This is a genomic window from Methanohalophilus sp. (assembly GCF_030156785.1).
GTDB lineage: Archaea > Halobacteriota > Methanosarcinia > Methanosarcinales > Methanosarcinaceae > Methanohalophilus.
In genome coordinates this window covers 1-14953 of the sequence record NZ_JASGLW010000012.1, presented here as the reverse complement: position 1 = coordinate 14953, position 14953 = coordinate 1, and the positions used below count along the sequence as shown (strand labels likewise).

The following is a 14953-nucleotide window of genomic DNA, read 5'->3' as shown; positions in this document are numbered from 1 at the left end:
TTAAAGATGTGAACTTATACATGCCAGCTGTTTGTGTTCATGCAGATCTTCTACATCCTTGTGGACAAAACGGGCTTTTCCGTGCTGACTCTCCAGCACGACTCCATATTCGAGTACGAAATCCATGATTTATTTCTGCTGCTTTGAATATTAAAATCCGGTCATGACAGGGATTTCAGCTTACCGTCCATTGAGTTAATAACTACTCAGTTTTCTCGCATGGGCTTTCCTTCATAGGGGCGCAGGAATTTTGATTCAACGGCATCCCTATGCAGTGTGTTGTAAGTGCAAAAGGGTATTATCCGGCCATCGGGAGTTGCATAATGTATTCCACAACGTTCAACTCTGTGGCAATCAAAATTATATGGATCCTGGAAGTGCATGGATCCCAGAAACAAAGTGTTCCTGTGGAACTGACGGGTGGCTTCCTTTCCGCCATCCTTGATAACATTCATCAGTAATTTTGTAATGTTGACATTTTTTGGTCCCTTCTCAGAATCCACCAACCTTGGTATCTGCTTCAAAACCTTTGCAAGAACTAGCATGTCTTTGGATCTTTTCCCGTTTAGTTCATTTGTAGCATCCTCAAGTACTTCCATAAATCCTTCTACATCTATGAAATTAGTAATCGGAATGATCTTACCATCTTCAATGAATACATAGGTCGCTGCACCACAATGTGAATGCACGGTAAATTCAGGAAGATACCGTCGCTGTATTTTTTCCAGGAATCGGGATACAGGTACAACAAACGGAACCGGATACCAGGCATCTACCGGAATCTGGCCATCGGTCTGCTCTTCCATATTCTTCATGAGATCTGGAATTGTAAAACGTTTCTGGTTTCGGCTTTCTTCATCAATTCTTCCTGTAAATGATACTGGCTGGAAATTGATACCTTTGATTACATCAAGTTTGTCCGATGCAAAGCGGACTATATCCCCAATTTCATTGTCATTGACACCCCTGACAACAGTGGGTACTAGTACCACACTTGTAAGCCCGGCTGCTCTGCAGTTTTTGATTGCTTGTTGTTTTATGGGAAATGCATTGAATCCACGCATTGTCTGGTAGGTTTCTTCGTGAACTCCGTCAAATGAGAGGTATACGGTATGTAACCCGGCATTTTTCATTGTTTTGCCGTAATTAAGATCCTTTGCAAGTCTGACACCATTGGTAGCTATCTGGATCTGGACAAACCCCATCTCCTGTGCTGTTTTAATCATCTCAGGGAGATCATCGCGAACCGTGGGTTCTCCACCCGAGAATTGCACTGAAAAACAGCGGGTGGGTTTTTCATCTCTCAACATTTTGAGCATATCAACTATCTGCTCAAAAGTCGGTTCATAAATCATTCCTCTAACCTTTGCATTTGCAAAACAAACTGGACAGTTCAGGTTGCAACGATTGGTAACATCTATATTTGCAAGAAGGGTTGTGGTTATATGATTAGGGCAAAGGCCGCAGTCATTTGGGCATCCTGAGTTTACATCTGTCATAGGATTGGATATGCCGTTTCCTTTTTTTCCAAAACGTTTGAATTTGTGATAGAGTTCGGCGTCAGACCAGTATACTTCCCTGAACCTTCCATGTTCATGGCATGTTTTTTCTATCATAATTCTGCCATTTTCTTCAAATACTTCTGCATCAACAACTTTCAGGCATTCTGGACAAATCGATTGTGTGCGTTCCACTTACACCCTCCATAAACATACGGTGGTCACAAAAGGATCTTGTTTTCGGACGTACTATTTACAAAGTTCTATAATACTTTTACTACATCCTTCCCATACACTCTTGCTCATGACATGCAAATTGATCTTATATAATACTTCCGATGAAGTATGCAAAGGTTATTACCGCAGCAGACCACGAATGCAAATTTCCACTAATTCAAATGTCAAGAAATAAAGGACGTCGTATGCGATAATATGAGGATTTCTATGTATTAGTGGGAGGATATGCTATAGAAACAGCGGATTTATATTTACAAATTAATGGATAATGCACTTAAAAAGGAAAAGTTCTCCGCCCCCAAAAAGTCGTGGAGGCAGAAAGCAGTGATGAGTTTTACTGTTCAAGCAGTATCCTTGCGATGTCATCACCAACATCGGAAGTTGTGTTTGATCCACCCATGTCGTAGGTCCGGACCCTTGCTTCGAGGATGTTCTTCTCGATGGCTGCAATGATAGAGTCTGCGGCCTCTTTCTCACCTAGCTGTTCGATAAGCATTGCGCCTGCCCAGATGGTTGCGATTGGGTTGACCTTGTTCTGACCCTTATATTTTGGTGCTGAACCGTGGATTGGCTCGAACATACTGGTGCCATCAGGGTTGATATTTCCACCAGGTGCAAGTCCGAGACCTCCCTGGACCATTGCACCAAGGTCAGTGATGATGTCTCCGAACATGTTAGGTGTGACAACTACATCGAACCATTCGGGGTTTTTCACAAACCACATGGTGATTGCGTCAACAAAGTTGAAGTCGGTCTTGACATCCGGGTGTTTTTCTGCAATTTTGTTGAATTCCTCTCTCCAGAATCCGTAGATATCAGAAAGAACATTTGCCTTGTCAACGGATGAAAGATGCTTGTTTCTATTTTCTGCAAGCTCAAAAGCGTAGTTGATAACTCTCTGTGTGCCTTCCTTTGAGATTATGCCTATCTGGTAAGCTATTTCCTCGCTGTCGGTTTCGATATCAAGGCCAAATTTTGCATTATAGAGTGTCCTGTTGACTTCGAGGACATCTTTACTCATACCTTTGTTTGCCCTTCCACCGATCCCAATGTAGAAGTCTTCTGTATTTTCTCTGACTACAACAAAGTCGATATCTGCAGGAGTCTTGTCCTTAAGTGGGCACCATACACCTTCGAGAAGTTTAATTGGGCGCAGGTTGATATACTGGTCGAAATAGAACCTTGCAGCAAGCAGGATTCCTTTTTCAAGGACTCCAGGTGCGATTCTGTCATCACCAATTGAACCTAGATAGATAGCCTTGTAATTTGAAAGTTCTTTAAGTGTATCTTCGGAGATCAGTTCCCCTGTCTCAAGATAATGGTCAGCTCCATGCGGGTACTCTATCCATTCAACGTCAAATCCAAATTTCTCTCCGGCTGCATCGATAACTTTTCTACCTTCTGCTATGATTTCCGGACCAATACCATCACCTGGCAGGACCGGAATTTTATATTGTGTCATATAAGATTCTCCTATAAGTTTAGGCGATAATCTTGCGGGTGTATTTGATGAGTCCGCCAGCATCAACAATTTCACGGACAAAGTCAGGCAAAGGAGTTGCCTGGTACTGTTCATTTCTAGTAAGGTTTTTAATAATCCCACTCGCAAGGTCTATATCGAGTTCGTCTCCTTCCTCAATACGATCAGTCTCAGGGCATTCAAGCAGAGGGACACCGATGTTAATGGCATTGCGGAAAAAAATCCTTGCAAAGGATTTGGCAATCACACAACTTACTTTTGATCCCTTGATTGCAAGAGGGGCATGTTCTCGTGAAGATCCGCATCCGAAATTGTTTCCAGCTACGATAATATCATTTTCATGTACGTTTTTCGCAAAATCCGGACGCACTCCTTCAAAAGCATGAACTGCTAGTTCTTCGGGTGTGTTCATTACAAGGTATCTGCCCGGGATGACTGCATCAGTATCGATGTCATCGCCGAATTTCCATGCTTTGCCCTTCATATTATCACCGAAATTATTCATATAAATTATAAATTGTAGTTGCTACTATTGTTTGGATCAATAAGATATTCTAATATTACATAAGTTGAATGGAAGGTTAGGGGGTATGTAATTCTTTCTGTGTGCTTGTTATGATTGTTCAGGTGTGTTCGAAGTGATTTTCAACAAAAATATTTAGAAATAAAAAGAGGCGGAAAATTGTACATAGAGGTGATGTAATGCTTCCTTTATTGCTTATTTTTATTCTGCTTCCGGCGATTTTATTGCGGATCCTATGCCTGATTGGCTTTCTGCTACTTAAACTCATAAAATCAAGGACCAAGCAATACTCCTTTTGCGATATCAATATGGATTTCCAGTGAACTGAACGACTTTACACTGGATCCTCTGCTCTAATTTATCTTTGCATTCCTGTTGCGTCTGCTTTCAGATCGAGTTAAACCTCCTCTTCTGCTACGTTGCAATAGTGGTGCTTTAGGGGGGGCGATTCTCTGGAATTATAACTTAAAACTTTGATGTTAAAAATATGACATTTTGCTAATACAATTTGGCTAATTTTCCACAATGTTTTTTTGTAAAATCGATAGGTTTGTTTTAATTGTCAGTGACTCCGACTATTGATTATTGTACGAAATAATATCTAATTATTGAAAAGTCATAAATAGCAAAAAGTATATTTGGTATTAGGCATTTGATATTCAGTATTAAGTCTTCGGCTATAATCGTTTTGTTTTTTAATTCGATTTGCCACATCCTCGGTATTAATTCGAGTAATGTAGGGATATGGTATGGATGTATTACCATGCACAAAGACGAACTGATACAGCTGCATACTTTAATGGCGCAGATTAAGAAGTATCTCGAAAGTCAGGGTATAGAACATGACTTCGAAGAGTACAATTCACTTGCCATTAGCCCAATTCATATTCACCGAAGCAAAGCGGAACACAAACATGCGATTTTTGTTCTCGGGAATCATCTTGCATCTATTATTGCAGAGGATGAGTTATCTTCTTCATGGCGTACTTCTGTGAGAATGCAGGAGCTTGCAAATAAATCAGGCAAAAAATGTAGCTGATCAGTAAAAATTACCAATGATTCTGGCATCAGGTTTTTGGAGATGTGTAGGTAACAGGCGTTTTTTCATTACGACTGCATCTTCTCCATCAGAATAATATCCAACTTCGTACCGGCATTCTAAAAATCCCATTTTTTTGTAAAGCCCGATTGCTTCAAGGTTGCTTTCTCTGACTTCCAGCTATGCGTATTGCAAATTCTGATGCTGGAATTCCTGTAATATCCTTTGTAAAAGACGCGATCCGATTCCCTTTCCGCGCTGATCCCTGCGAACAGCAAGGGAAAATATACGTCCTTCGAGTTCATCACTACGATATCCCATTACAAATCCGTATATGGTTCCACTTTCTTCAGCTACAAAAAAACCTTCGGGATTCAGCTCGTAAAAATTCATATAGATGTAGGGATTATGCTCGGTGAATGCTTCCATTTCAATCTGGATGATTTGCTCAAAATCAGATCCCATAAAATTCCGGATTTGCACTGGAATCCTCCAATCGGGTTAATATTCACAGTTTTTTGACGTGTCTTAAGTCCACCGCAACTCCGCGAACGGATTCTTTCATCTCTTTCCCGCCCATGAAAGCGCGCCCGACACCAATTGCTTTTTTCCCGACGACTATAACTTCGTCCAGTGGCCGGATGTCGGGGTCGGCATCAGTAATACCGGGTGCAAGGATTGAGCCTTTAGGAACAAAGTCATCAATATGTACGATATAACGTTTCATTCCAATTATTCGTTTTGCACCTTCAAGACCCAGTGCAAGCGACCCGTATTGTGGTACAAGGGTTGTAACTTGCATCTTGCCCGCAAAAACCTGGTGTTTCGGGTATGGTGCTTTAATTTTATCACTTTCCTGTACGAGCAGTTTCCCGGCACCTGAGCCAAATTGGTAGTCTGCAATTGCTCTTAATGTATCCCTGCGCCAGTCTCCTTTTCTTAAACCTTCAGTTTCAATCTCATTAAGCGTGTTTTCCAGCTTCTTAAGTGAAGTAGCATCTGTACAACTATCTTCTGCAGTGTAAACAAATTCAATTCCGGTTTTTCTGGCAACATCTTCGCAGATTTCCCTGTAATCACCATCAACATGTGCAATTATGTGCTTGTAATTATGATTCTCCAGGAAATTCTCCAGACAACTTTCCACCCACTTACGTTCCTCAGCATCCCAGTATCCGGTCACAGTAGTATCATAATGTGCGGCTGGGTATACAATCTCAAGTTCACGCGGTACAATTCCCATTGGTGATGTGAGTATCATTTCCTGCACATACTTGCGATTCTTTCCCATTGCGCGAATGAATTTGGAATGAGAAAGGGATGTTGAATAAGGCTTTTTTGCAGAGCAGGGTAGCAAAAGGAGAATATCTTTCTCAGGAGGTATGTATCGCTGCTGAATACGTTTTGCAAAACGCACCACTTCACAGCGTGTCAGGCTTTCAGAAGTCGTGGCAAGAAGTGTTGCTCTTCGGGATATCGGAGTTCTGGATTCAATGTAATAATATTCGGAGTCCGCGTGTCTGAGTAAAGCAGTAAGCCATGGCTGGATACGACATTTTCCCTCAACATATTCTCTGAGGATTCCTTTCCTGATCATTTCCCTACATAAGGAGATTTCTGATTCAAGAATTGCATTATTGTGGATTTCCAGCAGTGCTTTTCTCTCTTCGGCTCTAAGTTCCAACAGGCTTGCAGGGCTGTGATCCTTGCATGCAGGACAAGCACATGGGAGTTCCGTGAGACTGTCCAGATGGAATGCCCCTGCGGATGTGAAATATATATTACTCCCTGCCGCTACCAGTGCTTTCGTGTTGTCTACTGCGTCAATCCCAAGGAATATGAGCATTGAAATATTTTCCGGGGTTCCAATATTCGGAGCGTAAAGAACAGAATCCGGTGGGATTTGTTTCCTGATCTCAACTATTCTCTCAAACAATTTCCGGGATTTATTATCAAAAGTTCCGGCACCATCCAGTATATAGAGGTCTTTTGGGAATTTAGAGTCGTCTTCGCTGAAAGCTATGCCCAGAGGTCCTTCGATTTTCTCATTGGCTGGTTTTGAAAGATCGCATTTTTCGGATATTTGGGGAGGATAGTTTCTTGATGGGTATATGATCAATACGTCTTTGCCTGCTTTTTCTCTAATCTCTTCCATCAGGGCAGTGGTATCTTTCAGTCTGTACATTCCCCAGAGATTCCCAGGATAGATTATGGAGCTGTTTTCCAGATCTCCAAATTGGCGTACATCAAGAACCGTGGGTGTTATAATGCGATCTTTAAGCATCAGAGTACCTATTCTTCCGGCTCCGTCTCTCTGGTGCACTTCAAAAAACCTGCTCATGGTTCATAGAATAGAACTATATAGATGTAAATGTTTTCTACTTCCACTCGGAATATTACCATGGAATAACCGCAGGTAAAAACATATGTTTCTCCAAGAACTCAGAGATATAGTAGGAAATGAGAATGTCAGCGATTCCACATCAGACAAACTTTGCTATTCCTGTGATGCATCCCAGGAAAAGGGGATGCCTGATTTCATCGTAAGACCCAAAACAGCCGGTGAGATCAGCGAAATAGTGAAACTTGCTGCGAAAGAAAACATGCCTGTTGTTACGAGGGGTGCCGGCAGCGGCCTTGCAGGGGGTGCAGTCCCAATAAGAGGTGGCATCGTGCTTGATATGAGCAGCATGAATAAGATTCTTGATATTGACATTGATAATCTTCAGGTTACCCTGCAGCCTGGAGTTGTACACACAAAGCTGAATGAGATCCTTAAACCATATGGATTTTTCTTTCCACCTGATCCAGGAAGCACCAAGATGTGTACCATTGGGGGATTGATTGCAAATAATGGCAGTGGAATGCGTTCTGTAAAATACGGGACGACTTTGCGCTATGTTCTTGATCTCGAAGTTGTGCTTGCAGACGGCAGCATCATACGCACGGGTTCAAAAACTCTTAAAACCGCATCAGGTTATGATTTAACATCCCTAATGGTGGGTTCGGAGGGAACCCTAGGGGTTATCACTGAAGTGGTTCTCCGTATTCACCCCCTTCCACGCACACGTCTGGTGATATTACTCACCTTCGAGAGTCTAGGTAAAGCTGGGGAAGCGGTTGTAAGGACTCTTTCTTCAGGTGTGATTCCATCGGCATGTGAAATTCTTGATAATACTACAATCACAGCCCTGAAAGCCTATGATCCATCACTTGATCTCCCTGATTCAGGAGACATGTTGATGATGGAAGTAGACGGTAACGAGGGGGCTGTCAAAGATGCAGTACGTACCGTAAAAGAGGTCTGCAAGGATCTTGCAATGGATATACGTGCTGCTTCGACCGAAGAAGAAAATGAGAAATTGTGGGCTGCCAGAAGAGTTGTGGGTGCAGCTATTACCCGTTTGGACCCCAAAAGGAATCGTGTTTACGTTGGAGAGGATGTCGGCGTACCTATCAAGCATATACCGGAGATGATCGAACATGTGCGTGTAATTTCAAAGGAAGTCGGAATGCCAATTATGATCTACGGGCATATCGGGGATGGAAACCTCCACACCGGAATGAGCATTGACATGCTCAATAAAGATGAGTGGGACAAACTTTTCCGGATTGCAGATCTGATTTACAGAAAAGCCATTGAATTAGGAGGTACTGTTTCTGCAGAACACGGAATAGGCTCTGCTCGAGGAAAATATATGAAACTCGAGCATCCTACTTCTATGCCGGTTATGCTTGCAATCAAGAAAGCCCTTGATCCGCAGGGGATTATGAACCCCGGAAAACTCGGACTGGAGGATTTCTGATGGCTGATATGCGTAGTGTCTTGAAATGTGTACACTGCGGAACATGCAGGGCATATTGTCCGGTTTTTGAGGTACTTGGTTGGGAATCCACAAATGCCAGGGGTCGGGTTCTGATTTATCAAGGCATTCTTGAAGGCCTGCAAATAGACGACAGTGTCATCAAAACCATTACTACCTGCACAACATGCGGATTGTGCGAAGAAATATGTCCCGCAGGTGCAGCACCTCCTTCGATTGTTGAAAATGCACGCAAGTATCTTGCGGAAAAAGGTCTGCAGACAGATGTCCATAAAGAACTCTGTGATATTGCGATTGAAAAAGGTAATCCTCTTGACGAGGAAAAATCACGCTTGCACTGGCTGGAAGAACCAGACCTTCCTGAAAGGGCAGAGTATGTTTATTTTGTGGGCTGTATGAATTCATATCGCTATCCAGAGGTTGCAAAAAAGACTTTTGAGCTTCTAAAACCATATGGCGTTTCTCTCCTAAGGGATGAGGTATGTTGTGGATCACCTCTTGAAAGAACTGGTTCAGATGCATCAAAACTAATTGAGCACAACATTAAGCAGATCAGAGAAATGGGAGCACATACAATCATCACCGGATGTGCAGGTTGCTATGCATCTTTCAGAAAATACTATCCAGATGATCTAAAAATACTTCATGTGGCTGAGTTTCTGATAGAAAGGGTGGATTCACTGGATATTAAAAAACAGGATATTATCGTTTCTTACCATGATCCATGTCATCTCGGACGTGATGGTGGAGTATATGAAGCACCCCGGGATTTGATCAGGAAAGCAACAACCCTTGTTGAAATGGCATCACACCACGAAACCTCTCACTGTTGTGGCGGTGGGGGCGGAGTCCGGCGTGGATATCCCGAACTCTCACTGAAAATAGCCGAAAAAAGAATCAATGAAATGCCAGATGAAGCTGAATTGCTTGTGACATCATGCCCTCTATGCCGCTCTAACCTTGAGCAGGTATGTAAAAAGAGGGTAATTGATCTTGTAGAATTACTCTAACCCCTCGAAAGTTTGTTGAGATGGAAGCATTATTTTTGTCTGGTAAAATCCATTTTCATTTTTTATCAAAGTAAGATTTCTTCTTTCTTATCAAACATTTCCAGCTGTTTCCCACTAGGTCAAGCCTGCCGGCTTTCTGAAGTCCTTCATAAACCAGATTATGATTTTTGGGTTTCCTGTAATGAAGCATCGAACGCATTATTTTCTTATCCCTTCTTCCTTTTACGACCTTCACCTTCTTACCGGTAAAAGGATCGATGCCAGTATGATACATGCATGTCGAAGCAGTCATTGGAGTGGGAGTAAAATCCTGAACTTGCTCAGTATAAAGTCCTGTATCCCGAATGTATTCGGCAGTTTCTGCCATATCCTTAAAATCACTTCCAGGGTGTCCTGACATTAGGTATGTCAATAGGTACTGGTTTTTATTGAGATTTTTATTAATTTTAGTAAACAACTCAACAAATTTTTCAAAGACTTTTCTCTCGGGTTTTCTCATAAGTCTTGTAGTTTCCGGGCTATAGCTTTCGGGTGCGACAGTTAGTCTTCCGCTAATGTGGTGCCTGCACAACAATTCGATGTATTCCGGACTTTTAAGTGCAAGATCATAGCGGATGCCATATCCTACGAAAACTTTGCGCATTCCGGATATTTTGCGAAGCTTTGTCAGGAGTTCTATGGATGCATTATGATCAATATCAAGTGAAGGGCAAATAGTGGGGTATAGGCAGTATTTATCAGGACAAACTCCCTCTTTTTCCCACTTTTTGCATTTCATTCCATACATGTTTGCAGTGGGGCCGCCAACACCTGTAATGATTCCCTTGAAATCTTTCATTCTGGCAAACAATTCCGCTTCCTTTAGTATCGAACCAATACTTCGTGAAGTGATCATGCGGCCCTGATGGTATGTAATAGCGCAGAATGAACAAGAACCAAAACATCCTCTGTGTGTGGTAAGTGAAAATCTGACAGTTTCCAGTGCAGGTATTGGTTCTTTGTAAGATGGATGTGGTTGTCTGGTGAAAGGCAGTTCATAAACTTGATCCAGTTCTTCTTGGGAGAGGGGTCTTGCCGGAGGATTCTGTATTACAACGGTTTTAGGATGCGGCTGGGCCAGTGCTTTTCCTCGAACAGGATCCTGTTCCCTGTGGATGACTGCAAAGGCTTTTGCAAAAGCTGTATCATCATCTGCGACTTCACTGTAGGAAGGCAATACAACGAAATCTTTGTGAGGCAGATCTCTCCACTCTTTTGGTGATATCTTCCACATTGTGCCTGGGATGTCTCGAATCTGGTGGATATCTTCTCCTTCTTTCATCCGCTCTGCTAGTTCGGTTGTTTGGGATTCTCCCATCCCGAAGATTAGGATATTGGCAGGGGCATCCGCCAGAAGGGACTGACGTACTTTATCCGACTGGAAATCATAATGTGCAAAACGGCGCAATGACGCTTCAATCCCACCGATGACGATTGGGACATCGGGGTATGCTTCATGGATTCGATTAGAGTATACGATTGTAGCCCTGTCAGGACGCTTTCCCGGCTTGCCGCCCGGTGAATACATGTCTTTTTTACGGGGTTTCAGGGATGGTGTGTAATTCGACACCATGGAGTCGACATTTCCGGCTGTTATGGCAAAAAATAGTTTTGGTTTACCCAGTTTGCGGAAGTCTTCGGTATTTTCCCATGCCGGTTGGGCGATGATTCCCACGCGAAAACCTTTGTCTACAAGCACTCTGCCTATAATTGCAGCTCCAAAAGCAGGGTGATCAATATAGGCGTCCCCTGTGACAATAATTATGTCCAGTTGTTTCCAACCCCGTGCGGCGATTTCCTTGAGGCTCATAGGGAGAGGGTGGTAATTAGTATCAGTTTGTTTCATTTTTTCACTTTACCACATGCCTTTTGAAGCACGAAGTGATAGTTGGATGTGATGGTTTGCGTTATCGGTAGTGATGGGGCCGTGACCGGGATAAAGTATTTCAACATCCAGTTTTGTGATTTTCTCGATTGATTTTGTGAGCTCTTCTACAGAACCACCCTCAAAATCAGTTCTCCCTACTCCTCCCGAAGAAAAGATCGTATCCCCGGAAAAGAGACTTTTTGATTTTCTTTCGTAGAGGCAGATACTTCCCTTTGTGTGACCGGGTGTGTGAATTATTTCCAGTTTTTCCCCATTACCAATATCGATTACATCGCCATTTTCATAAACTTCATCAATGTTAATTGCCGGTGCATCTTTATGGAATAGATACGCAACGCTTTTTTCTGTGTCACTAACGCATTTTGCATCAACTTTGTGGATACCTACCCTTGCATGACTTCTCCTCACAATTTCCGGCACAGAAGCCGTATGATCAAAATGGCAATGTGTAAGGACTATTAGTTCAAGTTGTTCAATCGGGATTTTTTCTTCTATTAACTTAATCAGACCTTCCGTGTCGATGCTCGTGTCAATCAGGATTGTCCCGTTAACAAGGTATGAATTGGCGCTATACTGTGATGTGGTGAATTTGGTTACTTCCATTTTTTCCTCCTTCATAGTTTGAATGCTTTCTTGGTGTTCTTTGTCGTAATGGTAGCCACTTCTTCTGCTGAAATATCGCGAAATTTGGCAATTACTCCAACAGAATCAACAAGATATGCTGGTTCATTACGCCCTTTTCTTGGTGACAGGTATGGACTATCGGTCTCGATAAGCATCAGGTCAAGCGGGATGTTCCTTGCAATATCTCGATGGTGTTCAGAGAAACAGACAAGAGTAGGTACTGAAATGTAATGCCCGGCATCAGTTATTTTTTCCATTGTTTTAATTGATCCACCGTAGCAGTGAAAAATAACGGTTTCAAGGTTCTTTGTCATTTCAAAGCATTCCTCTTCCGCATCACGCCCGTGGATCACAAGGGGCTTTCCGAGGTTATCGGCAATTTCAATGACCTTGCTGAATATTTCTTTTTGTCTCTGACGCTGGCTTTTGTCTTTGTGGTGATAGTAATCCAGCCCGGCTTCGCCTATCCCGATTACTTTATCCCCAAGCTATGAGAGTTGTTTCAGGATTTTCCCGACCCTCTCATCATCCTGTGTGGATACAAGGGAAGGACTCAAACCGGCAGTTGGATATATAAAATTGTATTGTTCTGCAAGCCGGATGCTGGATAAGTTTGTCTTGAAATCTATTCCCGAATTAATCATTGCTTTTACTCCCGCTTCCCTTGCCCGGGAAATTGCTTCCTCTCGGTCTTTGTTGAATTTAGGGAAATCGAGGTGGCAATGGGAGTCAATAATAGAAAACATGCTTTCTCTTAGGTTTGGAGAAGCATGTTAATAGCTGTTACGAGAGCTTCTACGGAGGCCAGGACAATATCTGCATTTGCCGCTCTTGCGGTAACTATACGTCCTTTCTCATTCTGCACACCGATGATTACTTCTGCAACAGCATCGGAACCACCGGTTACAGCTTCTATCCGGAAGTCATGGATTTTGATGCCCATATGCTTGCTGGATATTTCATATACAGCATTCATGGCAGCATCTACCGGTCCGATTCCAACATCTGAAGCTATTCTTTCCTCTCCGTCAACAATAGCTTTCACCACAGCAGTAGGGGTGGTGACGTTCCCTGTCATTACGGATACTTCCTTAAGGTCTATGACGGGTTTTCCCTCGGGCTTACCCATTACTGCAAAAGCAATTGCATAAAGATCAGCATCCGTTATCTTCTTGCCCTTGTCCGCAATTTCTTTTATCCTTTCAATTATCAGGTTGAGCTGCTCGTCAGTGGGTTCAAGGTTTATGGATTCAAGCGATCTTCTTACTGCATGTTTTCCTGCATGTTTTCCAAGTACAATTCTCCGGGAATGACCTACCATTTCAGGCGTCATGATGCCTGGTTCGAAAGTGTCACTTTTCTGAAGAACACCATGAGTGTGGATGCCTGATTCGTGGGCAAAGGCATTTTCGCCAACGATTGGGGTGTGAGGTGAGATAGTTATTCCTGTGTACCGTTCAACCAGCCGGGCTGTTTCCACAATATATTCTGTATTGATGTTGGTTTTTGCCCCGTAGATTGATTGCAGGCTCATAACTGTTTCAGCAAGGTCTGCGTTTCCGGCTCTTTCCCCAATGCCGTTAATTGTAACCTGTGCCTGGCTTGCACCTGCTTCGATTGCCATCAGAGTATTAGCAACAGCCAATCCGAAATCGTTGTGGCAGTGTGTATCAATGGGTATATTGACTTCACTATGTAGATTCCTGATAAGGTTATACATGCGTGAAGGTGACATTATACCAACCGTATCGGGTACGTTGATAATATCACATTTGGCATTTTCCACAGCTTTGTAGATTTCTATCAGGTAATCAAGATCAGTTCTTGTGGCATCCATGGCCGAAAACATACATTTGATGCCATGATCTTTAATAAGTTCCACGGCATTTACTGCCATATCCAATACTTCTTCCCGGCTCTTTTTGATGGTGTGTATTCTCTGGATGTCCGAGGTGGATACAAATGTATGCACCATGTCGACACCCACATCGATGCAGGCATCTATATCCTTTGGAAGTACGCGAGCCAAACCACAGACCATTGCTGACGACAATCCGGCAGCGGCGATGGAACGTACCGATTCCCTGTCTCCTTCGGATGCAATAGGAAAACCAGCTTCTATGATATCGACACCAAGTTTGTCGAGTTGGTAAGCAATATCAATTTTTTGCTGAGGAGTAAGGGATACGCCGGGTGTTTGTTCCCCGTCGCGAAGAGTTGTGTCAAAAATGGTTATCTTTCGGTCCCGAAGCAAATCATCGCTGTAAAAAGCGATCCCTCAGTTCAATCTTCGCATTCATGATAATCTTCCCTTACTTTATTATTTCTGCTATAAATAGATGTGTATTAGGCTATTTTTATTCATGGTTCTGATTTTGCAGTTATTTTGATCTCCATGGAGTTATACTTCTGGTCTTTTCTGCAGAAGGGCTCGTAAAATGAGGTATAGTTAGAACTGGATTTTCTAGATGTAGGCTGATAATTTAGGGCGTGTAAGCTAATAGGATATGAAGGTTTAACGCAAAGTTTATATACAATGATGCAGTTGTAGTGCTGCTTCTGATAGGATGGTCGTGTGTGGCACATGTGTCACAGTGGTTTTTCGGTTCCGCAATTTCGGGACGGAAATCCTTATATATGATCTTTACTATCCAACATCCCTCGCAAAATGCGGGAATATCACCTCCTGATATTAAATTCATGGAGACAGGAACAATATTCTCCTGTCTGACTAGTGATATGGCAGTTCGATTAATTCTGATTCGGTATTGATACAGAATTAATGGAAAA

At 42.6% G+C, this 14953-nt stretch carries 12 protein-coding genes and 1 pseudogene; 3 read left to right on the top strand and 10 right to left on the bottom strand.

Annotation, left to right across the window (positions count from 1 at the left end; genetic code table 11):
- From PWQ49_RS07290 to PWQ49_RS07275, 4 genes are all read right to left on the bottom strand, one after another.
- Positions 1–126 (bottom strand): hypothetical protein, encoded by a 126-nt coding sequence (locus tag PWQ49_RS07290; protein ID WP_300609461.1) that lies wholly within the window; start codon positions 124–126, stop codon positions 1–3.
- 80 nt (positions 127–206) lie between these two features.
- Entirely contained in the window at positions 207–1694 is a 1488-nt protein-coding gene (gene tes / locus PWQ49_RS07285) for a tetraether lipid synthase Tes (protein WP_300609459.1), read from the bottom strand.
- Positions 1695–2070: 376 nt separating this feature from the next.
- The gene (locus tag PWQ49_RS07280; protein ID WP_300609457.1) at positions 2071–3198 is read right to left on the bottom strand and encodes an isocitrate/isopropylmalate dehydrogenase family protein; all 1128 of its coding nucleotides are present in this window, start codon (positions 3196–3198) and stop codon (positions 2071–2073) included.
- 19 nt (positions 3199–3217) lie between these two features.
- Entirely contained in the window at positions 3218–3700 is a 483-nt protein-coding gene (locus tag PWQ49_RS07275; protein WP_300609456.1) for a 3-isopropylmalate dehydratase small subunit, read from the bottom strand.
- A gap of 802 nt (positions 3701–4502) precedes the next feature.
- Between PWQ49_RS07275 and PWQ49_RS07270 the strand changes: the two genes are divergently transcribed.
- The gene (locus tag PWQ49_RS07270; RefSeq protein ID WP_300609454.1) at positions 4503–4778 is read left to right on the top strand and encodes a UPF0058 family protein; all 276 of its coding nucleotides are present in this window, start codon (positions 4503–4505) and stop codon (positions 4776–4778) included.
- A 180-nt stretch (positions 4779–4958) separates the two neighbouring features.
- Here PWQ49_RS07270 and PWQ49_RS07265 read toward each other — a convergent pair whose 3' ends face one another.
- Positions 4959–5261: a GNAT family N-acetyltransferase gene (locus PWQ49_RS07265; protein ID WP_300609452.1), complete on the bottom strand. Its 303-nt coding sequence runs from the start codon at positions 5259–5261 to the stop codon at positions 4959–4961.
- Positions 5262–5286: 25 nt separating this feature from the next.
- On the bottom strand, positions 5287–7119 hold the full coding sequence (gene arcS, locus PWQ49_RS07260) for an archaeosine synthase subunit alpha (RefSeq protein ID WP_300609450.1): 1833 nt from the start codon (positions 7117–7119) through the stop codon (positions 5287–5289).
- Positions 7120–7204: 85 nt separating this feature from the next.
- Here arcS and PWQ49_RS07255 point away from each other — a divergent pair, with 85 nt between their 5' ends.
- Complete coding sequence (locus PWQ49_RS07255; protein WP_300609448.1) at positions 7205–8584, top strand: FAD-binding oxidoreductase; 1380 nt, start codon at positions 7205–7207, stop codon at positions 8582–8584.
- Positions 8584–9612, top strand: coding sequence for a (Fe-S)-binding protein (locus tag PWQ49_RS07250; protein WP_300609446.1), 1029 nt, complete (start codon positions 8584–8586; stop codon positions 9610–9612). The genes PWQ49_RS07255 and PWQ49_RS07250 overlap by 1 nt, the downstream gene beginning before the upstream one ends.
- Positions 9613–9667: 55 nt before the next feature.
- Here PWQ49_RS07250 and PWQ49_RS07245 read toward each other — a convergent pair whose 3' ends face one another.
- The 4 genes and pseudogenes from PWQ49_RS07245 to PWQ49_RS07230 form a co-directional block, all read right to left on the bottom strand.
- Positions 9668–11497 (bottom strand): YgiQ family radical SAM protein, encoded by a 1830-nt coding sequence (locus tag PWQ49_RS07245; protein ID WP_363321839.1) that lies wholly within the window; start codon positions 11495–11497, stop codon positions 9668–9670.
- Positions 11498–11506: 9 nt separating this feature from the next.
- On the bottom strand, positions 11507–12142 hold the full coding sequence (locus tag PWQ49_RS07240) for an MBL fold metallo-hydrolase (RefSeq protein ID WP_300609444.1): 636 nt from the start codon (positions 12140–12142) through the stop codon (positions 11507–11509).
- Between the two features lie 11 nt (positions 12143–12153).
- A pseudogene (locus PWQ49_RS07235) lies at positions 12154–12909 on the bottom strand (TatD family hydrolase).
- 8 nt (positions 12910–12917) lie between these two features.
- Positions 12918–14417: a 2-isopropylmalate synthase gene (locus tag PWQ49_RS07230; RefSeq protein WP_300609442.1), complete on the bottom strand. Its 1500-nt coding sequence runs from the start codon at positions 14415–14417 to the stop codon at positions 12918–12920.
- Positions 14418–14953 lie beyond the last annotated feature (536 nt).